Genomic DNA, 20635 nt, shown 5'->3' with positions numbered 1-20635 from the left:
GTCCGGCGGGCACGCGCCTCATGCGCACCTACCACACACACGACGTCGGCCGGGTACCCCCAATTTCAAGCCTAGCGAGGGGGTCTGACACCCGGCCGACGTCAGCTCAGCGAGGGCCGGAGGACCAGCCCGGCCCGCGCCCGCGACGCCGCAGGTACCGCTCGAACTCCGCCGCGATGTCGTCGCCGGAGGCCTCGGTGATCTGGATGGCCGCGTCACCGCGCTCCTCCAGTGCGCGCACGTAGTTGCGCACGTCCTCGTCCTCGTCGGCCATCTCGGAGACGGTGCGCTCCCACTCCTCCGCCTGCTCCGGCAGCGCGCCGAGCGGGACCTCGATGTCGAGGACCTCCTCCACCCGGTGCAGCAGGGCCAGCGTGGCCTTGGGCGAGGGCGGCTGCGAGACGTAGTGCGGGACGGCGGCCCAGAACGAGATCGCCGGGATGCCGGACTGCACGCAGGCGTCCTGGAACACACCGACGATGCCGGTCGGGCCCTCGTACTTCGAGTGCTCCAGGCCGAACTTCGCGGCGGCGTCCGGGTCGTAGGCGGTGCCCGTGACCGGCACGGGGCGGGTGTGCGGCGTGTCCATCAGCAGCGCGCCCAGCGTCACCACGGTCGTCACCCCGAGGGCCTCGATGTGGCCCAGCAGCTCGGCGGCGAACTTGCGCCACCGCATGTTCGGCTCGATGCCGTGCACGAGGATCACGTCCACGGGCGAACCGGGAGGCCGGCACACCGAGAGCCGCGTCGTCGGCCAGTCGACCCTTCGGGTGACGCCGTCCACCATGCGGACAGTGGGTCGCGTCACCTGGAAGTCGTAGTAGTCGTCCGGGTCGATCTCGGCGAGCGGGGTGGCGTCCCAGGTGAGTTGCAGGTGCTCGATGGCGGTGCTGGCGGCATCGCCCGCGTCATTCCATCCTTCGAACGCACAGACCATGATCGGACTCGTGAGCGGTTTGCGCGGGTTCGAGGGGGTCGGGGATTCCTGGGACGGATCGTTCACGGCGCCAGACTACGGCCTCACCCACTTAACTCATCGTAGGCTTGGCCCATGCGTGATCGCGGAGAGTCTCTGTTCCTGGAAGCGCTGGTGAACCGGGTTGTCGTCGCTGACGGCGCCATGGGCACGATGCTTCAGGCCGCTGACCTCTCTCTTGACGACTTCAACGGTCTAGAGGGCTGCAACGAGATCCTCAACGTGACACGGCCGGACGTCGTGAAGGCCGTGCATCGCGGTTATCTCGAAGTCGGCGTGGACGCCGTGGAGACGAACACCTTCGGCGCGAACCTCGCAAACCTCGCGGAATACGACATCCCGGACCAGATCTTCCACCTGTCCGAACGCGGCGCCGCGCTGGCCCGTGAGGTCGCGGACGAGTTCAGCACGAAAGAACAGCCCCGGTTCGTGCTCGGCTCAGTTGGTCCCGGCACCAAGCTGCCGACGCTGGGCCACGCCCCCTACGCCACGCTCCGGGACGCCTACCAGGAGCAGTGCAAGGGCCTGCTGGTCGGCGGGGTGGACGCGATCATCGTGGAAACGTCGCAGGACCTGCTGCAGACCAAGGCGTCGATCATCGGCGCCAAGCGCGCGATGGCCGCGGAGGGCCGCGACGTCCCGATCATCGCGCAGGTGACCGTCGAGACGACCGGCACGATGCTGCTCGGCTCGGAGATCGGTGCCGCGCTGACCGCGCTGGAACCGCTGGGCATCGACCTGATCGGCCTCAACTGCGCCACCGGCCCGGCCGAGATGAGCGAGCACCTGCGGACGTTGTCCAAGCACGCCCGCATCCCGCTGTCGGTGATGCCGAACGCCGGCCTGCCCGAGCTCGGCCCGAACGGCGCGGTCTACCCGCTCGGCCCGGAGGAGCTCGCCCAGGCGCTGGCCGGGTTCGTGCAGGAGTTCGGCACGCGGCTCGTCGGCGGCTGCTGCGGCACGACGGCCGAGCACCTGCGGCAGGTCGCCGAAGCGGTGAAGGACCTCGGTCCCACGCAACGCAGGCCGCGTCCAGAGCCCGGCGTGTCCTCGCTCTACCAGGCGGTCCCGTTCAAGCAGGACGCGTCGGTGCTGATGATCGGCGAACGCACGAACGCCAACGGCTCCAAGGCGTTCCGCGAGGCGATGCTGGCCGAGAAGTGGGAGGACTGCATCGAGATCGCGCGCGACCAGACGCGCGAGGGTGCCCACCTGATCGACCTCTGCATCGACTACGTGGGCCGCGACGGTGCGGCGGACATGCGCGCGCTCGCGTCTCGCCTGGCCACGGCCAGCACGCTCCCGATCATGCTCGACTCCACCGAACCCGCGGTGCTGCAGGCAGGGCTGGAGTGTCTCGGCGGCCGGTGTGCCGTCAACTCGGTGAACTACGAGGACGGCGACGGCCCCGACTCCCGCTTCCAGAAGATCATGCGGCTCGCCTCCGAGCACGGCGCGGCGGTGGTGGCGCTGTGCATCGACGAGGAGGGCCAGGCCCGCACGGCCGAGTGGAAGGTCCGCATCGCCGTCCGGTTGATCGAGGACCTGACGACGAACTGGGGCATGCGGACGAACGACATCATCGTCGACTGCCTGACGTTCCCGATCTCCACCGGCCAGGAGGAGGTCCGCCGCGACGCCATCGAGACGATCGAGGCGATCCGCGAGCTCAAGCGCCGTTTCCCGGACGTGCAAACGACTCTGGGCCTGTCGAACGTCTCCTTCGGACTCAACCCGGCCGCGCGCCAGGTGCTGAACTCCGTGTTCCTGCACGAATGCGTGCAGGCCGGCCTCGACACCGCGATCGTGCACGCGTCCAAGATCGTGCCGATGGCGCGGATTCCCGACGAACAGCGCGCGGTGGCGCTGGACCTGGTCTACGACCGCCGCCGCGAGGGCTACGACCCGCTGCAGAAGCTCATGGAGCTGTTCGAGGGCGTCACCACGAAGTCCAACTCGGCGTCGCGTGCCGAGGAACTGGCCGCGCTGCCGTTGTTCGAACGGCTGGAGCGCCGGATCGTCGACGGTGAGCGCAACGGGCTGGAGCGGGACCTGGACGCGGCGCTGGAGCAGCGTCCGGCGTTGCAGATCATCAACGACACGTTGCTGGCGGGCATGAAGACCGTCGGCGAACTGTTCGGCTCCGGCCAGATGCAGCTGCCGTTCGTGCTGCAGTCCGCCGAGGTGATGAAGTCGGCCGTCGCGCACCTGGAACCGCACATGGAACGGTCCGACGACGGCGGCAAGGGCCGGATCGTGCTCGCCACGGTCAAGGGCGACGTCCACGACATCGGCAAGAACCTCGTCGACATCATCCTGTCCAACAACGGCTACGAGGTCGTGAACATCGGCATCAAGCAGCCGATCAACGCGATCCTCGAGGCCGCCGAGGAAAGCCGCGCGGACGCGATCGGCATGTCCGGCCTGCTGGTCAAGTCGACCGTGATCATGAAGGAGAACCTCGAGGAGATGAACTCCCGAGGTGTCGCCGCGCGGTGGCCGGTGCTGCTGGGCGGCGCGGCGTTGACGCGGGCGTACGTCGAGAACGACCTGACCGAGATGTACGTCGGCGACGTCAAGTACGCGCGCGATGCCTTCGAGGGCCTGCGGTTGATGGACGCGATCATGGCGGCCAAGCGCGGTGAGGCTCCGCTCGTCGATCCCGAAGCCGAGGCGAAAGCCGCTGAGCGCAAGGCCAGGCGCGAACGTTCGCTGCGCATCGCCGCCGCCCGCAAGGCCGCGGTGGTCGAGGAAGAGCCGTTCGCCGGGCGCTCCGACGTGGCCGCCGACAACCCGGTGCCGACGCCGCCGTTCTGGGGCAGCCGGGTCGTGAAGGGCATCCCGGTGGCGGACTACTCGGCCCTGCTGGACGAGCGGGCGACGTTCATGGGCCAGTGGGGGTTGAAGGGCACGCGCGGCGGCGGCCCGACCTACGACGAACTGGTCGAGACCGAGGGCCGTCCGCGCCTGCGCTATTGGATGGAACGCCTTGCCACGGAAGGTGTTCTTGCCCACGCCGCCGTGGTCTACGGCTACTTCCCGTGCGTCTCCGACGGCGACGATCTGATCATCTTGGCAGAGCCGTCAGCGGATGCGGCTGAGCGCTTCCGCTTCACTTTTCCGCGCCAGAAAAGGGATCGCCGGCTGTGCCTGTCCGACTTCTGGCGTTCGAAGGACTCCGGCGAGGTCGACGTCATCGCGTTCCACCTCGTGACGATGGGCCAGCCGATCGCCGACTACGCAGGCGAGCTGTTCGGCAAGAACGCGTATCGTGAGTACCTGGAAGTCCACGGACTGGGGGTCCAGCTCACCGAAGCGCTGGCCGAGTACTGGCACAAGCGGGTGCGCGAGGAGCTCGTGTGGCCGACGGGCGGCACCGTCGCCGCCGAGGACCCCGCCGACGTCGAGGAGTTCTTCAAGCTCGGCTACCGCGGCGCGCGTTACTCGTTCGGCTACGGCGCCTGCCCGGAGATGGAAGACCGCAGGCGCATCGTCGACCTGCTGGAGCCGTCCCGCATCGGGGTGACCCTGTCCGAGGAGCTTCAGCTGCACCCGGAACAGTCCACCGACGCCTTCGTGGCGCACCACCCGGAGGCGAAGTACTTCAATGTCTGACCTCTCTGCCGTTCTGTGGGACATGGACGGCACCCTGCTGGACTCCGAGAAGCTGTGGGACATCCCGCTCTACGAGTACGCGGAGAAGCTCGGCGGGGTGCTGTCGCTGGAGACCCGCGAACGCATGGTCGGCACCAACGTGCCCACGACGATGCGCCTGCTGTTCGCCGACGTCGGCATCGACCCGACTCCGGAAGACCTGGTCGACGGCGCCGCGTGGATCTCGCGGCGCACCGAGGAGGTCTTCCGCGCCGGTCTGCCGTGGCGTCCCGGGGCTCAGGAGGCGTTGCGGGCGGTGCGGTCGTCGGGTGTGCCGATGGCGCTGGTGACGTCGACCGAGCGCTCGCTGACCGAGGTCGCGCTGGACACGATCGGACGGGACCTCTTCGACGTCACGGTGTGCGGCGACGAGGTGGACGGGCTGAACAAGCCGTTGCCAGAGCCGTACCTGAAGGCCGCACGCCTGCTGGACGTCGATCCGACGCGCTGTGTGGCGATCGAGGACTCGCCGACCGGGGTTGCCGCCGCGGTGGCCGCCGGGTGCACCGTGCTGGTGGTGCCGTGCGACGTGGAGGTCGAGGCGGGGGAGCGGCGGATCTTCCGCGACTCGCTCGTCGGCGTCGATCTGGACGTGCTGAAGGCGCTCTAGCTCCGCTCGGCCAGGCGTGCTCGCAGCGGCCCGTAGTCGTGGTCCGGGAACAACGACGGGAAGAGCGCGAGCATCTCCTCCAGGCCCGGCCGGACGTAGCTCAGATCGTCCTCGTCGAGTGCGGCGGTGTCGCAGAACAGCGTCTGCCAGCCGTAGGTCCCCTTGGTGATCGCCAGGGCGCGCAGGTACTGGTCGTGGTCGAGGTCCAGGCGGAACCCGGCGAAGTTCTCCCTGGTGGTTTCCGGGTGGTAGTACCAGAGTTCTGGGGTGCTCGCACCGACGCGCAACGCCACCCACTCGCCGGTACCGCCCTGCGGATGACCGTCGAACGGACGGAGCTCGGACCACCGCTGGTGCTCTGCGGGCGTCAGCTCGTTCTCCAGCGGATGGTCGTGCGGCTTCTCGGTGAGAGCCCGCTGGAGGCCCAGCACGCTGAACTCACCGCAGAGTTGTTCCTGCGAGTCGAGCTCCCAGTGTGCCGCGATCTCGTCGTCGTCCGTGCGGTGCTCGAAGTGCGCCAGGCAGGAGGCTTGCCCGAGCTCGTGCAGCGCCTGTTCCAGGAGCCGTCGCGGGTTCATGCGGTGATCTTGCCGCCACGCGCCGTGCGGCGGCCTCGATCCGGAAAACTCGGCACCCCGACCCAACCGAACGCGCGTCCGGCGGGGTAGATCCAGTATGAAGTCCGTGTCCGGCCGCGAGGAGTTCGCCGAGTGGGTCTCGCCGCATCTCACGGCGATGGCCCGGCTGGCCGCGCGGCTGGCGCCCGACGCTGACCGCGACGACGTCGTCCAGGACGCGCTGGTCCGGGCCTGGCTCAAGCGCCACCAGTTCGACGAGCGCCGCGGCACGCCGTCCGCGTGGCTGCTGGCGATCACGGCCGACCAGGCGGGCAAGGCCCGGTCGCGGGCCGGGCGGCGGCCGACCGCGGTGCCGGACGAGCCCGCGTCCGCCAGCCACGAGGACGGGCTGGACCTGCGCCGGGCGCTCGACCGGTTGACCGATCGGCAGCGCCTCGCCGTGGACTGCGTCTACTTCGCCGGTCTGACGGTGGTGGAGACCGCAGCCGTCATGCGCTGCGCCGAGGGCACGGTGAAGTCCACGTTGGCTGACGCTCGCGCGAAGCTGCGTGTCCTGCTGGAGGTGGCCGGATGACCGATCCCGTCGACGAACTGCTGCACGAGTCCGGCGCGCGCTGGCGGGCCGAACAGCCGCCGGCGCCGCGCCCGGACGTGACGCGCTGGCGGCGCCGCCGCTGGTTGCCTGCTGCCGTGGCGGCTGCCGTGGTTCTCGTCGCCGCGGGCGGTGTGCACGCGGTGACGAGACCGGCCGAGTCCGTGCCGTTCGGCGTCGCCGAGGACACGTCGCTGATCGTGCGCGAGGGTGCCGAGGTCGAGGCGACCGGCCAGATCACCGGCACCCCGATGCGGTTCTGCGCACCCGCGACCACCACGGGGTTCGACGCCGGCACCTGCCCGCACGGGGTGCCGGTCACCGGGCTCGACGCGGCTCCGGACGGCGATGTGCGGCTGCGCGGCATCTGGAAGGCAGGCGTGCTGGAGGTGAAGGAACGCCTCGACCCGCTGCCGGATCCCGTACGCGACTGGCGTACGCCCTGTGCGCCACCGGCCGGCGGCTGGCGTTCCGGCCAGGCGGACGGCAAGGAACTGGATCGCTACGTCCTCGACGAGCACCCCGACCTGTTCCGCAGGCCGTGGGCATCGTCCCCGGACGGTAAGCCTGGAGGCGACGTGCTCGTCGTGGAGGTCGTCGCCGGTGACATGCAGGCGGAGGGCCGCGAGCTGAGGTCCCGCTACAGCGGCAACCTCTGCGTCGTGGACGCGGCGGGCAAACCGAGCCTGAAGGACCAGAAGGGCATCCGTGACGCGGTGATCGAGCCGTTGCAGGCGATCATGCGGGACAAGGCGAACGGCGTGTACGCGCTAGGCGGCTCGGACACCGTGCAGGTCGACCTGGTGATGCTCACACCCGCGCTGGCCGAGCGGTTGGAGAAGATCAGCCCGGCGCTGGAGCTGCGTCCGTGGCTGCGTCCGGTGGGCTGATGGTGCGGGGGGCCGTGTGCACGGCCCCCCGCACCATCAGGCGACTGCGGCCTTCTCGGAGGCCTTGTTCCTGCGCGTGGCCGGGTCGATCAGCAGGCCGAACACCACGCCGAGACCGACGTAGAGCGTGGCCAGCTGGGCGAGCGAGCTGAGGCGGAACTGCCACAGCACGTTCACCGGCATGTCCGCGGGGATCGTGTCCGGCGGCGCGGGGAACGCCACCAGCACCACCGCGACGGCCGCGGCCACCGCGAGCAGCACCGCGGTGACCCGGACGGGCTGCGTCTGGGCCTGGAGCCGCTCGGCGAGCCAGCTCGCGCCCCAGACGATCACCAGACCGGCCGCCACCACACCGAGGTACAGCGCGGTGCGGTAGTTCACCGTCTCCGGGTCGCCCACGGCCGGCGGGTTGGCCGGGTACTTCAGCCACGGCAGCAGCGCCACGGCCCCGAACACCGCGGCACCCAACGCGAAGCTGCGGCTGAACGGCGAGCGGTCGGCGAACCACCGCTTCGACAGCGCGTAGGCCGTGGCGAACACGAGCCCGACCGCGATGCCGACGATGACCACGGCGAGCATGCCGCCCACGACCTGGCCGCCACGGCTGACCAGCTCTTCTCCGCCGTGGGAATGGCCGTCACCGGCGGGCTCCCGAGCCTCCTCGACCGCGAGCGCGGCCCTGATCGGGATCTCGGTCACCAGCAGTTGCACGAGCGCGGAGGCGACACCGGCGATGCCGCCCGCCGCGATCCCTCGCAGCGCAAGGGACTTGTACGTCGTCATGTGCTTGGTCTGGGATCAGCTCAGTGGCACGGGACGCCGAGTGCGTGCCGGCCGTCGTGGAAGAACTCGTGCAGCAGCTCCGAGCTCGCACCGAGCGCGAGGCCGTTCTCCTGCAGGACCAGGTACGTGACGATCAGGCCGAGCAAAGCGACGGCGAAGGCCCATTTGGGCACGCGGACGGCGGACAGATGTGCTGCGGGGCTCGTCATGACGGGCTCCTCCATACCTCGTGGAAGGTCAACTCTCCTTGCGGCGCCGCAGCCGGTCTCCTGACTCCCGGATCAACGCTGCCCCCGCGTCTTCCCAGCGCCCTTTCGGGTGCCAGTGACGTGCTCGGCGGGGATCGCTTCCCGGTCACAGTGGCGAGGACCGCGCCGGATTTTCACCGGCTTCCCGTCACTGCGGCGCGTGCACCGTAAGTTGATCGGTGGCTTAAACACAACCGGCCATAAGAGTTGTCGTGTTCGTCACTTCCCGAGCGGACAGTCGCCGCACTTCCCACCTGCGGCGACGCGGTAGTAAAGGCAGCAGCTCCTGCGCATGAACCCGAGCTCGCCGGGGATGGCGAGGAATTCCCCCGCCTGTTCGAACGGTGGTGCGCTCATCAACCGCGAACCGCGCAGTTCCGCTTCCTCGGCCGTGAGCATCCGTGCGCGAACAACCATTTTCAGCGCGCCCGCGATGTTCGACATCGCGTTGCCCCACAACAATCCGCTCGCCACCGGTGCGACGCGTTGCACCGCTTCCACCACCGGTTCGAGTGCTTCGGCAGCCGTCGGGCCCAGTCGCGGCTGGTCGATGCGGACGCTCAGGCCGTTCGCGCTGTCGTGGTGCCACCACAGGTTCTCCGGCCGGACGTCGATCGGGAGGTTCGCCGCGGTGAGCGGGCTGAGCAGCCGGGCGGTGTAGCTGAGGAAGAACAGGCTGGCCGCGACGCGTGGTTCCGTCGCGTGGTACCGGGTCGCGATCGCGTCGATGGTGGTTTTGAGCGCCGGGCCCTCCAGCAGTGCCGTTCCGGGCTGCCACGTCTCGTCCGGACGGCCCACGTCGAGCGCGAAGAACGGGTTGATGCCGCGCACCCGGCGCAGCGCTTCGAGGACCTCCGCGAACTCCGACACGAGAATTCACCGTACCGGGTGTCCATGCAGGACAGATCACGTCCACTGGCTGAAACAGATGTGACCGCGGTGTGGACGGGGGTGCCGGGGATGGGAGGATCGTGCCGTGAAGACCTTCGACTCCCTGTTCGCCGAACTGACCGAACGAGCCGCCACCAAGCCGGCAGGTTCCGGCACCGTCGCAGCGCTCGAGGCCGGCGTCCATGCGCAGGGCAAGAAGGTCCTGGAGGAGGCGGGCGAGGTCTGGATCGCCGCCGAGTACGAGTCCGACGAGAAGCTCGCAGAAGAGATCTCGCAACTGCTGTACCGCCTCCAGGTGCTGATGCTGGGCCGCGGCCTGACCCTCGACGACGTCTACAAGTACCTCTGACGGAGACATTCACATGCTGCGCGTAGCAGTCCCGAACAAGGGCGCGCTCGCCGAACGCGCCTCCGCCATGCTGACCGAGGCCGGCTACCGGCAGCGGCACGAGCCGCGCGACCTCACCGTGCTCGACCCGAACAACGACGTCGAGTTCTTCTTCCTGCGCCCCAAGGACATCGCGATCTACGTGGCGTCCGGTGACCTCGATCTCGGCATCACCGGCCGCGACCTGGCCGCCGACTCCGGCGCCGACGACAACGGCTCGTCGGTCGAGGAGCTGCTGGCGCTGGGCTTCGGCGCCTCCACCTTCCGCTACGCCGGTCCCAAGGGCACCGACTGGAAGGTCGAGGACATCGAGGGCAAGACCCTGGCCACCGCCTACCCGAAGCTCGTGGGCCGCGACCTCAGGGCCCGCGGCATCACGGCCAAGGTGATCCGCCTCGACGGTGCCGTGGAGATCTCGATCCAGCTCGGCGTGGCCGACCTGATCGCCGACGTGGTGGGCTCCGGCCGCACCCTGCGCCAGCACGACCTGGTGCCGTTCGGCGACCCGATCTGCGAGTCCGAGGCGGTCATGGTGCACCGGGCCGGCTCCGAGCTCACCGCCGCCAAGAAGCAGCTGACGGCCCGCCTGCAGGGCGTCGTGTTCGCGCAGCAGTACCTGATGCTCGACTACGACTGCCCGCGCTCGATCCTGGACCGGGCGATCGGCCTCACGCCGGGCCTCGAGTCGCCGACCGTGGCGCCGCTGGCCGACGACAACTGGGTGGCCGTGCGGGCGATGGTGTCGCGCAAGGAGGCGAACCAGGTGATGGACGAGCTGGCCGCGATCGGTGCCAAGGCCGTGCTGGCCTCGGACATCAGGTTCTGCCGCCTGTGATCCTGGAGCACGCCGTCCTGGACGTGGTGGCGGGCCAGGAGACCGACTTCGAGTGGGCGTTCGGCGAGGCGCGGGAGCTGATCTCCGCCTCGCCGGGCTTCCTCGGCCTGGAGCTGTTGCGGTCGTTCGAGACGCCCTCGCGCTACCTGCTGCTGGTGCGGTGGGAGTCGGTCGAGGCGCACACGGTCGGCTTCCGGCAGGGGCCGTCGTACGCCCAATGGTCTGCGCTGCTGCACAAGTTCTACTCGCCGTTCCCGGTGGTGGAGCACTACTCCAGCGCCCTGAGCACCTCGTCGTCCGTGGTCTGATCGAACAGGTCGTACCAGCGGCTGACCGCGCCGAAGTGCCGCGGCACCAGGACGGCGATCACCGGTGTCCGGAACGTCCTGATCGACTCCTTCGCGGCGACCGGGACGGCCACGGTCAGGCTGCGCGGCTCGTGCCGGGCGATCCAGTGCAGTGCCGCTTTCGCCGTGACGCCGGTGGCCAGGCCGTCGTCGATGACGATGACGTCGCGGTCGTTGATCTGCAGCGGTGGCCGGTCCTTGCGGTACAGGCTGGTGCGCCGGCCGGCTTCCTTGCGCTCTTCGTCGCAGGTGCCGGCCAGCTGTTCCTCGGTGAGGTTCAGGGCTCTCAAGACGCTCGGGTCGTAGATGGGCTCGCTGTCGGCCGTGACCGCGCCGACGCCGTACTCGGGGTGGCCAGGGGCGCCGATCTTGCGCGCCACCACGACATCGAGCTCGGCGTTCAGCTTTGTCGCCACCTCTTTGGCCACCGGGACTCCGCCGCGGGGCAGGCCGAGGACGAGCGGTTCGTGCCAGGCGTGGCCCGCGAGTCGCGCGGCCAGGGCGCGGCCCGCCTCCTGCCGGTTCGCGAACCTCTTCACAGTCCCGTTGACGGTACGCCCTGTATCACGGGGCCGCGCCCATCCCTCTTAGCAATCGCTACCGAGGAAAGGGTGGTGGTCGCGATGGACGGCTACCGCAGGATCATTCCGCTCACACTCGTGCTGGTGCTCGCCGGATGCGGCAGTGGCGCGCTGTCCGGGCGGGCCAACACCGCCGGCGGTCCGACGCCGCCGACGACGACCACCACGAACACGACTCAACAGACGCAACCGCCTGAACGCACGACGACTACGACGCCGCCGCAGAAGAAGACGACCGTCGTCACGACGAAGCGGCAGTACGGCTGGAATCTGCCGCAGGGACCGTCATCGCCGCAGAACCCCGAGAACGAGATCTACTACCTGCTCGTGGCGAAGGCCTGCGACACGGCGCAGGTGGCGTTGGACGAGAACTGGAACAGCCTCAGGTCACCGCGCAACGTCCCGCTGTACCAGGCGGCGATCGACTTGTGCGAGGGCAGGACGGTCAGCGCCCGGTCGATGTTCGCCAAGGCTGTCGCGTTGGGGCTGCAGACGCATCAGGGCACCGACGGGACGGCCGAGGTCGACTGCGCGACGATTCGTGCCGTGCGCAGCGTGCTCGACCAGGTCGCGCAGGAGTCGGTGCGCTGCACACCGGGCGCGGTTCCGCAGTGGCTGGTGGATGAGCCGTCCGAGAGGGACGATCCGCGCACGGACGTCATCGAGGGCACTACGACCACTTCGCCGACCACACGGACGTCGTCGTCATGAGGACGCCCAAGCGCTTGCCTCCCAGGCAGAAGCGGCCGGAGCCGGCGACGGACCAGCACGACGCGCTGCGCAAGATCGGCGCGGTGCTGGCCAACGTCACCGTGATCACCGGTCTGCTGGTGGCGTTCGGGTGGAAGCGCAGCGCGACGCAGGCCACTGCGCTGGGCATCGAGAGCAACATCCTCGGCATGTCCAACGCGGACTACCTGCTGCGCAGCATCGCTCCCGTGTTCACGTTGCTGGCGGTGGTCGTGGTGGCCGGCCTGGCGTGGTTGTGGCTGGAGCCGCGCCTGCGGCCGGTCGTCGTGGGCCGCCGGCTCGCCACCGGGTGGCTGGCGTGGTCCTGGTTGATCCTGCCGCTGCTGGTGGTCGGGTTCGGCTACGTGTGGCCGGTCGCGAGCTTCTACGCGTTCCCGCTGTCCGTCGGCGGCGGGATCCTGTTGTCCTGCTACGTGATCGAGTCGACCGGGCGGCGCGGGTGGGACTGGCCGAAGGTCCGGTTGTTCGCGGTGGCCGCCGGGGTGCTGACCCTCTTTTGGGCCGCGCTGAACTACGCCCACGTGGACGGCCAGCGCCTCGCGGACGAGTTCGAGCCGGCACTTGCGCCCGCGGTGACCGTGTTCAGCCAGGAACGGATGCACATCACCGGCGTGCGGGAGGAACCGCTCGACGGCGACAAGTCGCGCTACCGCTACCGGTACTCCGGGCTGCGGCTGCTGGAGAACACCGGCGGCAAGTACTTCCTCGTGACCGACGCGTGGACCAGGAGCGACGGCGTCGTCGTGGTGCTGCGCGACGACGCCACCACCCGGCTCGAGTTCTCCCGCTGACTCAACGCTCCCGCACGAACAGCGCCTGTGCCGTCGTCCCCACCGGCCCCTCGACGTCGTGCACCACGCTCGTCGCGATCCCGACGCCGCCCGGCCCGATGGTCGTGCGGGCGTCCATCCCGACCCAGTCGCCGACGGGCTGGCGGTGCAGGTGGACGGTCAGGTCGGTGTTGATCGCATACCACTTGCGAATGTCCACACGCGACGAGACGCCGCTGGCCGAGTCGACGACGCTGAAGAGGCGTTCCAGCGGTGAGGTCTCGGAGCCTTCGACGACGTCGACGCGGGGCCGGGCCCACACCTGGGCGTCGCCCGGCGTGAAGATGCCGCCGGAGAGCGAGAGCCACTCGACGGCGGCCAGGTAGCCGCCCGACCAGTGGTCCGGGATCTCCATCGGCACGGCGTCTTCGGGTGGTGCGAGCGGAGCGCCCGAGCCGCCGGCCACCGCGGTGGTGTCCGAGCCGACGATGTGCCACGCCCGCGCGGTCAGGGCCACGCGGCCTTCGTGCGCCAGCGTGGCGGACAGCAGTTCCACCGAGCGGCCGGGACGTTCGACCGAAGTGGACACCGTGAGGTCGGCGACCGGCACCGGCCCGAGCACCTCGAACGTGACGCGGGACAGCGACGGCGTGTTCATCGCCAGCAGTGACCGCACCAGCAGCGCGGACGGCGGGCCGAGGTGCTGGCTGTCCGGGCCCCACGGGCCGACGGTGTGCTCGGTCGAGCGGAAGACGTTGTCGCCGAGCGGTTCGTAGAAGGCGGGCATCAGTCGCGGTCCTGGAGGGGTTCGGTGTCGTCCGGCTCCGGCCAGCCGGGATAGGGCGGCGGCGTGCCGTCGAACGCCGGGCAGAACGCCTTGTGGTCGCAGTAGTCGCAGAGCCTGCTGGGGGACGGGCGGAAGTCGCCGGTCGGGGCCGCGCGCATGATCGCCTGCCAGATGGCTTCGAGGGTGCGCTCGAAGCGGGCCAGCTCCGACTCGTCCGGCGTGTAGGCGAGAGCCTGGCGGTCGGCCAGGTACATCAGCCGCAGCTGCCGCGGCACCACGCCGCGCAGCTTCCACAGGACCAGGGCGTAGAACTTCATCTGGAACAAGGCCTTCGCCTCGCCGACCTCGCGGGGCGCGGCACCGGTCTTGTAGTCCACCACCCGGATTTCCCCCGTCGGGGCCACGTCGACGCGGTCGATGTAGCCGCGCAGCAGCACACCGGACGGCAGCTCGGACTCGACGAGCAGCTCGCGGGACTCCGGTTCGAGGCGACGCGGGTCCTCCAGGCCGAAGTAGCCGTCCAGCAGGGCGGAGGCGGACTCCAGCCACTGCGCCTCCTCGTCGCTGCCCTCGGCCGCGAACAACGACGAGAACTCGGGGCGTTCGGCCTTCACGCGCTCCCAGGCGGGCGCGATGAGCGAGCGGGCGCGGGACGGTACGCGGTCCGCGGCGGGCAGGGCGAAGAGGTCTTCGAGCACGGCGTGCACCACGGTGCCGCGCACCTGCGCCTTCGTCGGCTTCTCCGGCAGGCGGTCGACCGCGCGGAAGCGGTAGAGCAGCGGGCACTGCTTGAAGTCCCCGGCTCGTGACGGCGACAGGGCGGGCCGGCGCAACGTGGTGCTCATGGTTCGCACCCTAGGACAGAGGTCTGACAATTCCGTGCGCGCCACCGGCGAGCCGGGTCCCGGCGTGGTGGGGATCCGATGCCGCGCGTATCCCGACGCCGCGCGTGTCCCGCCCCAGCGCGGATCGTGGCTCAGCGCGGATCGTGGTCCCGTCCGCGCGCATCTTGCCCGGCGAGGTGGATGAAGGGTTCATCGCCAAACGTGAGGTGGATGGAGGAGCCCTTCATCGACCTCGAGCGAACCGGTACACCGCGAGATCACACCGGCGGCTTTACAGTGCACCCGTGGCCGCGCGGATCAGTGAGCGAGAGGGCGGCCTGCTGCTGTTCCGGGTGGCGGGCATCCCCGTGCTGCTCGCGCCGTCGTGGTGGGTCGGGTCGGCGATCGTGGTGGCCTTCTACGCGCCGCTCGTCGACGACCTCGCGCCCGGCACCCCGCCCGGCATCGGCCTCCTGCTGGCCGCGCTCTTCGCGGTCTTCCTGGGACTGAGTGTGCTCGCGCACGAGCTGGGCCACTGCGTCGCGGCGCTCCGGCTCGGCCTGCCGGTCCGGCGGCTGCGCCTGTACCTGCTGGGCGGCCTGTCCGAGATCATGCGCACGCCCGGCAAACCCAGCCACGAAGGCATCGTCGCGGGCGCGGGTCCGCTTGTGTCCGTGGCGCTGGCGATCGTCTTCGGCATCGGCGCGTTCGTGATGGAACCGGGCGATGTCGTGTGGGTGCTGGTCTTCCAGATCGCCGCCGCGAACGTGGCCGTCGCGATCTTCAACCTGCTGCCGGGACTTCCGCTGGACGGCGGCCGGATCGTCCGGGCGGGAGTGTGGGCCGCCACGGGGCAACGGGCGACGGGCACGCGTGTCGCCGTGGTCGGCGGTTTCGCCGTGGCCATCGCACTTGTGGCGTGGGCGCTCTACGGCGTCGCGGAAGGCGCCGACGACCGGTGGCTGCGCTTCGGCATATGCGCGCTCACGGCGTGGGTCGTCGTCGCCGGCGCGAGGAGCGAACTGGCGAGCGAACGGCGCCGCACGTGGCCCGCTGGAGTCACCCTCAGCGATCTCATCCGCCCGGTGCTGCAGCTGCCGGCGGAAAGCCCCGTCGCGGACGCTCTGAGCACGTCGGCGGGACGGGGTGTGGTCCTCGTGAGAGCCGATGGTGTCGCGGCCGGGCTGCTCGACACGGAAGCCGCCAGGAAGCTCGCCGCGGCCAGTCCGTTCGCGCCCGCGGAACAGGCCGCCGAACCGATCCTGCCCGAGACCGTGCTGCTCGCCGACGAGCCCGGCGAGGAGATCGTCGAACGGGTCCAGGGCACGGCCGCGTGGCAGTTCCTCGTCGTCGATCTGGAAGGCCGCCCGGCGGGTGTGCTGCGCAGGGAGGACCTGCGTGCGGCCATTGAGAAGGGCGTTTGACACCATTGCGCGGTGATTAGCGCAAGTGGACCGTTCCAGCCGGGTGACCGGGTTCAGCTGACCGACCCCAAGGGGCGGCACTACACGGTCGTTCTCGAAGCCGGCAAGGAGTACCACACCCACCGCGGCGCCATCCCGCACGACCTGCTCATCGGGCAGCCGGAGGGGTCCGTGGTGCAGTCGGTCGGCGGCACGAACTTCCTGGCGTTGCGCCCGCTGCTGCCGGACTATGTGCTGTCGATGCCGCGTGGCGCGCAGGTGATCTACCCGAAGGACGCCGCGCAGATCGTGATGTACGGCGACATCTTCCCCGGCGCGCGCGTTCTGGAAGCGGGCGCGGGCTCCGGTGCGTTGTCGTGCTCCCTGCTGCGAGCGGTGGGGGAGAAGGGCAGCGTCCAGTCCTACGAGGTGCGTGACGACCACGCGGTCCACGCGATCCGCAACGTCGAGCAGTTCTTCGGCGAGCGCCCCGGCAACTGGTCGATCACCGTCGACGACGTGAAGAACCACGAGGGCGAGGTCGACCGGGTCATCCTCGACATGCTCTCGCCGTGGGAGGTCCTGCCCACGATCGCGAAGAACCTCATCCCCGGCGGCGTCCTGGTCGTGTACGTCGCCACCACCACGCAGCTGTCCACGGTCACGGAGGCGCTGCGGGAGATGACGTGCTGGACCGAGCCCCACGCGTGGGAGACGCTCGTCCGCCCGTGGCACGTCGTGGGTCTCGCGGTGCGGCCGGAGCACCGGATGATCGCGCACACCGCGTTCCTGCTGACCACGCGCAAGCTCGCGGACGGCGTGACGGCGCCGAAGCCGCAGCGCCGTCCCAGCAAGGGATGATCTTGTCCGGTTTCGGACAAAGATCATCGTTTGGCCTCGCACCTTCCACCGGGTCCGCTTCGATTCAAGGGCATTCGGATTGAGACCCTGGGGGTTGTCTTGCGGAAGTTGATGATCGCGGTGGTTGCGGCAGGCGCGACGCTCCTGCCGGCGCCGGTGGCGCACGCTGGTCCGGGTTGCTCGGCGGCGCACCAGGACTACGACCCCGGCACCCAGCGCGGCTTGGGCAGTTCAACGTGTCCCAACGAGGTTCAGCGGGTGAAGGTGACCTGTTACGACGCGATGGTCGGTGCGGTGTACACCGTTTACGGTCCTCTGGTCGGACCTGGTCAGGTCTCCACGCGGCCTTGTGACACGTTCGGCTGGGCGCTCAGTGCCACCTGGTCCTACACCTGACACGATGAAAAAGGGTCCCGCACCTCCACTGAGGTGCGGGACCCTTTTTTCATCGTGTCAGGTCACTTGGTCGGCTCGCCGAGCTTCTCGATGCCGCAGACCTTCCAGTCGCCGCTTTCCTTGACGAGCTTGTAGACGATGTACGAGTTGACGGTGCCGGCACCGCCCGCCGGGTCCGGGATGCCGGTGTAATCGGCGCGGAATGTCCCGGTGCTGCCGGATGTCTTGACCTCGCCCGCCTTGACCGTGAACTGCGGCATGGGCTTGGGCGTCGGCGCGTTCGGAACCTTCTTCTGCGCCTCTTCGGCTTCCTTGATCATCTGGGCGCAGACGTACTGCTTGACCGTGCTCAGGTCCTGCTGCTTGCCTGCGCGCCCGGCCACCTGGCTCGCCTTGGCGTAGTCCTCGGCCATCTCCTTCGCGTCCGAGTCACCGCCGCTGGACGAACCCTTCGACGTCGTGGTCGGCTTCGAGGAGCCGTTCGTGTTCGTCGACGCCGAGTTGGAGCTGCTCGGCGAGTCGTCGCCGGAGAGCAGCACCGCGGCCGTGACGCCGCCACCGACCAGCACCAGCACGCCGATGACGACGCCGATGATCAGGCCGGTGTTGCTCTTCTTGGGTGGCGGGCCGCCGAAGCCGCCCGGTCCGCCGAAACCGGGCTGGCCGCCGTAGCCCTGCTGCGGGAAACCACCGCTCTGCGGACCCTGCTGCCCGAACGGGTCCTGCTGCGGCTGGCCGTACGGGCCCGGTTGGCCGTAAGGGCCCGGCTGCTGGCCGTATCCCGGCGGCGGCTGCTGGCCGTAACCCGGCGGCGGCTGCTGGCCGTAGCCGGGCTGAGGCTGCTGGCCGTAACCCGGCTGCTGCGGCGGCTGCTGCCCGTACGGCCCACCGGGCTGCGGCTGCTGCCCGTAGGGTCCGGGCTGCTGCGGCGGGTAGGTCATCGAAACTCCCCCGATGCGGATGAGGCGATCTGTTCGGTGGACATTGTGGTACCTCGCGGACCGGCTTGCGGCCGAATGGGGTCTATCGACCCGCACGAGTGGTCATGCACACGATGTGCGGTAGCCATCTGCTCGCGTGAAGGCCGTGTCTGATAACGATTGCGGCAACTCCACCGGGAATCGAGCGCGATGCACTGCGCTGTCGGGGTGGTGCGCCGGTTGCGCCGGCAGAACCACCCGGTTGGCCGCACGCCCTCCGGTCGCACTGGACCCGCGGCAGAGCGGGTCCTCCGACGAGCGCGGACGGGATGTGTTGCGGTGCGTGACCACCGATCGGACCAGCGAGTGGTCCACCTGGTGGGACGATGGCGGGTTGCCGCCCGTCGCCGGGCCGCGGGCCGCACCGGGCGTGTTCGCGGTCGTCCGAGGGTGGTCGCACAGCGTGGGGAGCGGGCGCCCGCCCAGGTGCTCCCATGACCCTCTCCTCGGACTTCTCGCAGGTCGATCGGCGTGTCGGTGGACAAAACGCCGGTCGTGGTTTCTGGGACGCACCGTAGCGGGTAGGCGGGCGAACCGGACACCGAGATGGAGCAGTTGACCTCTCTTGGAGGCCGGACCGTTGCGTCACACGAGCGAAGATGATGTTGTGAGTGCACGATTTTGTCGGTGATCGCCGGTACCGTAATCGGTACGAACACGGGAGGAGGGTGCCGACATGCAGCACGGTCATCCCGGCAGCCAACCCGATGAGGGTGGCGAGCTGAACCAGGGCAACAATTCTGCTGAGCTGACAGCGCAGATCAGGTTCCTCGAGGACGAGATCGCGTCGTTGCGTCGCAAGCTGACCGAGTCGCCGCGCCACGTGCGGTTGCTCGAGCAGCGCTTGGCTGAGGCGACTGAGCGCGTCAGCCAGCTGACCGAGCGAAACACGAAGCTCATAGACACCCTCCGCGAAGCACGAAGCCAACTGCTCGCGCTGCGTGAGGAGGTCGACCGGCTGGCCCAACCGCCCAGCGGGTACGGCGTCTTCATGGCGCGTTTCGACGACGGGACGGTCGACGTCTTCACGTCGGGCCGCCGGATGCGGGTCGCCGTGTCCCCCGCGGTCGAGCCGGAGAAGCTGTCGTTCGGCCAGTCGGTCCGCCTCAACGAGGCGCTGACCGTCGTCGAGTCCGGCGGCTTCGAGCGGTCGGGTGAGGTCTGCGCACTGCGGGAGGTGCTCTCCGAAGAGGGAGAGGACCAGATCGCCCGCGCGCTGGTCGTCGGCCACGCGGACGAGGAGAGGGTGGTCTGGCTCGCCCAGCCGCTGCTCGACTCGCCGCTCAAGCCCGGCGACTCGTTGCTGGTCGACTCGAAGGCGGGCTTCGCCTACGAGCGGGTCCCCAAGGCCGAGGTCGAGGATCTCGTGCTGGAAGAGGTCCCGGACATCGACTACAACGACATCGGCGGCCTGTCCCGGCAGATCGAGCAGATCCGCGACGCCGTGGAACTGCCCTTCCTGCACGCCGACCTCTTCCGCGAGTACGAGCTGCGCCCGCCCAAGGGCGTGCTGCTCTACGGCCCTCCCGGCTGCGGCAAGACGCTCATCGCCAAGGCGGTGGCGAACTCCCTGGCCAAGAAGGTGCGGGAGATCCGCGGCGAGACCGACAAGCAGGCGAAGTCCTACTTCCTCAACATCAAGGGCCCCGAGCTCCTCAACAAGTTCGTCGGTGAGACCGAGCGGCACATCCGCCTGATCTTCCAGCGGGCTCGTGAGAAGGCGTCAGAGGGCACCCCGGTGATCGTGTTCTTCGACGAGATGGACTCGATCTTCCGCACCCGCGGCTCCGGTGTGTCGTCCGACGTCGAGACGACGATCGTGCCCCAGCTCCTCTCCGAGATCGACGGCGTCGAGGGCCTGGAGAACGTCATCGTCATCGGCGCCTCCAACCGCGAGGACATGATCGACCCGGCGATCCTCCGCCCCGGCCGCCTCGACGTGAAGATCAAGATCGAGCGACCGGACGCCGAGGGCGCGAAGGACATCTTCAACAAGTACCTGACGCCCAACCTCCCGCTGCACGCCGACGACCTCGCCGAGTTCGGTGGCGACCCGAAGGCCTGCATCGAGGGCATGGTGCAGCACACCGTGGAGCGCATGTACGAGGAGTCCGAGGAGAACCGCTTCCTGGAGGTCACCTACGCCAACGGTGACAAGGAGGTCCTGTACTTCCGGGACTTCAACTCCGGCGCGATGATCCAGAACATCGTCGACAGGGCCAAGAAGGCGGCGATCAAGTCGCTGCTCGACACCAAGCAGCCCGGCCTCTCGGTCCGGCACCTGCAGGCCGCCATCGTCGACGAGTTCGCCGAGAACGAGGACCTGCCGAACACGACGAACCCCGACGACTGGGCACGCATCTCGGGCAAGAAGGGCGAGCGGATCGTCTACATCCGCACGCTCGTCACCGGGAAGAACCAGGAGACGGGCCGCGCGATCGACACGGCCACGAACACCGGCACGTACCTGTAGGACAGCTCCGAACGACGA

At 69.4% G+C, this 20635-nt stretch carries 22 protein-coding genes and 1 riboswitch; of the genes, 13 read left to right on the top strand and 9 right to left on the bottom strand.

All coding sequences use genetic code 11. The features are described 5' to 3' along the window. Positions 1-106: 106 nt before the first annotated feature. Positions 107-937, bottom strand: coding sequence for a PAC2 family protein (locus DI276_RS02515; protein ID WP_112261754.1), 831 nt, complete (start codon positions 935-937; stop codon positions 107-109). A 114-nt stretch (positions 938-1051) separates the two neighbouring features. On the opposite strand from DI276_RS02515, the gene metH reads away from it, so the two are divergent. Continuing rightward, a complete protein-coding gene (metH, locus tag DI276_RS02510) occupies positions 1052-4591 on the top strand; it encodes a methionine synthase (RefSeq protein ID WP_112261580.1) in 3540 nt (1179 codons plus the stop codon). Then, positions 4584-5240 (top strand): HAD family hydrolase, encoded by a 657-nt coding sequence (locus tag DI276_RS02505; protein WP_112261579.1) that lies wholly within the window; start codon positions 4584-4586, stop codon positions 5238-5240. The genes metH and DI276_RS02505 overlap by 8 nt, the downstream gene beginning before the upstream one ends. On the opposite strand, the gene DI276_RS02500 is transcribed toward DI276_RS02505, so the two are convergent. Then, positions 5237-5818 (bottom strand): hypothetical protein, encoded by a 582-nt coding sequence (locus DI276_RS02500; protein ID WP_112261578.1) that lies wholly within the window; start codon positions 5816-5818, stop codon positions 5237-5239. The genes DI276_RS02505 and DI276_RS02500 overlap by 4 nt on opposite strands. A gap of 97 nt (positions 5819-5915) precedes the next feature. Between DI276_RS02500 and DI276_RS02495 the strand changes: the two genes are divergently transcribed. Both DI276_RS02495 and DI276_RS02490 read left to right on the top strand, forming a co-directional pair. Further along, positions 5916-6392, top strand: a complete 477-nt coding sequence (locus tag DI276_RS02495) for an RNA polymerase sigma factor (RefSeq protein ID WP_112261577.1) — start codon at positions 5916-5918, stop codon at positions 6390-6392. Continuing rightward, positions 6389-7300, top strand: coding sequence for a hypothetical protein (locus DI276_RS02490; protein WP_112261576.1), 912 nt, complete (start codon positions 6389-6391; stop codon positions 7298-7300). Before DI276_RS02495 ends, DI276_RS02490 begins: the two co-directional genes overlap by 4 nt. Before the next feature lie 36 nt (positions 7301-7336). Here DI276_RS02490 and DI276_RS02485 read toward each other — a convergent pair whose 3' ends face one another. The 3 genes from DI276_RS02485 to DI276_RS02475 form a co-directional block, all read right to left on the bottom strand. Then, positions 7337-8083, bottom strand: coding sequence for a CbtA family protein (locus DI276_RS02485; RefSeq protein WP_112261575.1), 747 nt, complete (start codon positions 8081-8083; stop codon positions 7337-7339). 20 nt (positions 8084-8103) lie between these two features. Further along, entirely contained in the window at positions 8104-8292 is a 189-nt protein-coding gene (locus tag DI276_RS02480) for a CbtB domain-containing protein (RefSeq protein ID WP_109640378.1), read from the bottom strand. Between the two features lie 33 nt (positions 8293-8325). After that, positions 8326-8502: riboswitch (cobalamin riboswitch) on the bottom strand. Between the two features lie 48 nt (positions 8503-8550). Then, positions 8551-9201, bottom strand: coding sequence for a (2Fe-2S)-binding protein (locus tag DI276_RS02475; protein ID WP_112261574.1), 651 nt, complete (start codon positions 9199-9201; stop codon positions 8551-8553). A gap of 106 nt (positions 9202-9307) precedes the next feature. On the opposite strand from DI276_RS02475, the gene DI276_RS02470 reads away from it, so the two are divergent. The 3 genes from DI276_RS02470 to DI276_RS02460 are packed head-to-tail and all read left to right on the top strand — an operon-like array spanning position 9308 to position 10753. Then, the gene (locus tag DI276_RS02470; RefSeq protein ID WP_112261573.1) at positions 9308-9571 is read left to right on the top strand and encodes a phosphoribosyl-ATP diphosphatase; all 264 of its coding nucleotides are present in this window, start codon (positions 9308-9310) and stop codon (positions 9569-9571) included. 13 nt (positions 9572-9584) lie between these two features. Then, positions 9585-10445, top strand: a complete 861-nt coding sequence (hisG, locus tag DI276_RS02465; protein WP_112261572.1) for an ATP phosphoribosyltransferase — start codon at positions 9585-9587, stop codon at positions 10443-10445. Then, the gene (locus DI276_RS02460) at positions 10442-10753 is read left to right on the top strand and encodes an antibiotic biosynthesis monooxygenase family protein (RefSeq protein ID WP_112261571.1); all 312 of its coding nucleotides are present in this window, start codon (positions 10442-10444) and stop codon (positions 10751-10753) included. Before hisG ends, DI276_RS02460 begins: the two co-directional genes overlap by 4 nt. Here DI276_RS02460 and DI276_RS02455 read toward each other — a convergent pair. Beyond that, the gene (locus tag DI276_RS02455) at positions 10714-11331 is read right to left on the bottom strand and encodes a phosphoribosyltransferase (RefSeq protein WP_112261570.1); all 618 of its coding nucleotides are present in this window, start codon (positions 11329-11331) and stop codon (positions 10714-10716) included. The genes DI276_RS02460 and DI276_RS02455 overlap by 40 nt on opposite strands. A gap of 75 nt (positions 11332-11406) precedes the next feature. Between DI276_RS02455 and DI276_RS50730 the strand changes: the two genes are divergently transcribed. Then, a complete protein-coding gene (locus DI276_RS50730) occupies positions 11407-12084 on the top strand; it encodes a hypothetical protein (RefSeq protein ID WP_198680413.1) in 678 nt (225 codons plus the stop codon). Next, positions 12081-12914 (top strand): hypothetical protein, encoded by an 834-nt coding sequence (locus DI276_RS02445; RefSeq protein ID WP_112261569.1) that lies wholly within the window; start codon positions 12081-12083, stop codon positions 12912-12914. Before DI276_RS50730 ends, DI276_RS02445 begins: the two co-directional genes overlap by 4 nt. A gap of 1 nt (position 12915) precedes the next feature. Here DI276_RS02445 and DI276_RS02440 read toward each other — a convergent pair whose 3' ends face one another. Both DI276_RS02440 and DI276_RS02435 read right to left on the bottom strand, forming a co-directional pair. Then, positions 12916-13680 carry a thioesterase family protein gene (locus tag DI276_RS02440; protein ID WP_112261568.1) on the bottom strand — a complete coding sequence of 255 codons (765 nt, stop codon included), beginning with the start codon at positions 13678-13680 and terminating at the stop codon, positions 12916-12918. Beyond that, positions 13680-14525 (bottom strand): RecB family exonuclease, encoded by an 846-nt coding sequence (locus DI276_RS02435; RefSeq protein WP_112261567.1) that lies wholly within the window; start codon positions 14523-14525, stop codon positions 13680-13682. Before DI276_RS02435 ends, DI276_RS02440 begins: the two co-directional genes overlap by 1 nt. 284 nt (positions 14526-14809) lie before the next feature. Between DI276_RS02435 and DI276_RS02430 the strand changes: the two genes are divergently transcribed. From DI276_RS02430 to DI276_RS02420, 3 genes are all read left to right on the top strand, one after another. Further along, positions 14810-15928: a site-2 protease family protein gene (locus DI276_RS02430; RefSeq protein WP_232836394.1), complete on the top strand. Its 1119-nt coding sequence runs from the start codon at positions 14810-14812 to the stop codon at positions 15926-15928. 15 nt (positions 15929-15943) lie between these two features. Then, positions 15944-16768: a tRNA (adenine-N1)-methyltransferase gene (locus DI276_RS02425; RefSeq protein ID WP_112261752.1), complete on the top strand. Its 825-nt coding sequence runs from the start codon at positions 15944-15946 to the stop codon at positions 16766-16768. 111 nt (positions 16769-16879) lie between these two features. Beyond that, positions 16880-17164 carry a hypothetical protein gene (locus DI276_RS02420; protein ID WP_112261566.1) on the top strand — a complete coding sequence of 95 codons (285 nt, stop codon included), beginning with the start codon at positions 16880-16882 and terminating at the stop codon, positions 17162-17164. Positions 17165-17226: 62 nt separating this feature from the next. Here the strand turns inward: DI276_RS02420 and DI276_RS50725 are convergent, their stop codons facing one another. After that, positions 17227-18105, bottom strand: coding sequence for a hypothetical protein (locus tag DI276_RS50725; protein WP_198680412.1), 879 nt, complete (start codon positions 18103-18105; stop codon positions 17227-17229). 715 nt (positions 18106-18820) lie between these two features. On the opposite strand from DI276_RS50725, the gene arc reads away from it, so the two are divergent. After that, the gene (gene arc, locus DI276_RS02410) at positions 18821-20617 is read left to right on the top strand and encodes a proteasome ATPase (RefSeq protein ID WP_112261565.1); all 1797 of its coding nucleotides are present in this window, start codon (positions 18821-18823) and stop codon (positions 20615-20617) included. Positions 20618-20635: the final 18 nt, after the last annotated feature.

The sequence above is a fragment of the Lentzea terrae genome (assembly GCF_003265345.1).
GTDB lineage: Bacteria > Actinomycetota > Actinomycetes > Mycobacteriales > Pseudonocardiaceae > Lentzea > Lentzea terrae.
The sequence above is the reverse complement of the archived record's forward strand: the minus strand, read 5'-3'. Positions and strand labels throughout refer to the sequence as shown.

What these genes read in the sequence shown, in the direction of transcription:
- DI276_RS02515 (WP_112261754.1), bottom strand. Translation starts at nt 937, where the DNA reads ATGGTCTGTGCGTTCGAAGGATGGAATGACGCGGGCGATGCCGCCAGC.
- metH (WP_112261580.1), top strand. Translation starts at nt 1,052, where the DNA reads ATGCGTGATCGCGGAGAGTCTCTGTTCCTGGAAGCGCTGGTGAACCGG.
- DI276_RS02505 (WP_112261579.1), top strand. Translation starts at nt 4,584, where the DNA reads ATGTCTGACCTCTCTGCCGTTCTGTGGGACATGGACGGCACCCTGCTG.
- DI276_RS02500 (WP_112261578.1), bottom strand. Translation starts at nt 5,818, where the DNA reads ATGAACCCGCGACGGCTCCTGGAACAGGCGCTGCACGAGCTCGGGCAA.
- DI276_RS02495 (WP_112261577.1), top strand. Translation starts at nt 5,916, where the DNA reads ATGAAGTCCGTGTCCGGCCGCGAGGAGTTCGCCGAGTGGGTCTCGCCG.
- DI276_RS02490 (WP_112261576.1), top strand. Translation starts at nt 6,389, where the DNA reads ATGACCGATCCCGTCGACGAACTGCTGCACGAGTCCGGCGCGCGCTGG.
- DI276_RS02485 (WP_112261575.1), bottom strand. Translation starts at nt 8,083, where the DNA reads ATGACGACGTACAAGTCCCTTGCGCTGCGAGGGATCGCGGCGGGCGGC.
- DI276_RS02480 (WP_109640378.1), bottom strand. Translation starts at nt 8,292, where the DNA reads ATGACGAGCCCCGCAGCACATCTGTCCGCCGTCCGCGTGCCCAAATGG.
- hisG (WP_112261572.1), top strand. Translation starts at nt 9,585, where the DNA reads ATGCTGCGCGTAGCAGTCCCGAACAAGGGCGCGCTCGCCGAACGCGCC.
- DI276_RS02445 (WP_112261569.1), top strand. Translation starts at nt 12,081, where the DNA reads ATGAGGACGCCCAAGCGCTTGCCTCCCAGGCAGAAGCGGCCGGAGCCG.
- DI276_RS02440 (WP_112261568.1), bottom strand. Translation starts at nt 13,680, where the DNA reads ATGCCCGCCTTCTACGAACCGCTCGGCGACAACGTCTTCCGCTCGACC.
- DI276_RS02435 (WP_112261567.1), bottom strand. Translation starts at nt 14,525, where the DNA reads ATGAGCACCACGTTGCGCCGGCCCGCCCTGTCGCCGTCACGAGCCGGG.
- DI276_RS02420 (WP_112261566.1), top strand. Translation starts at nt 16,880, where the DNA reads ATGATCGCGGTGGTTGCGGCAGGCGCGACGCTCCTGCCGGCGCCGGTG.
- DI276_RS50725 (WP_198680412.1), bottom strand. Translation starts at nt 18,105, where the DNA reads ATGACCTACCCGCCGCAGCAGCCCGGACCCTACGGGCAGCAGCCGCAG.
- arc (WP_112261565.1), top strand. Translation starts at nt 18,821, where the DNA reads ATGCAGCACGGTCATCCCGGCAGCCAACCCGATGAGGGTGGCGAGCTG.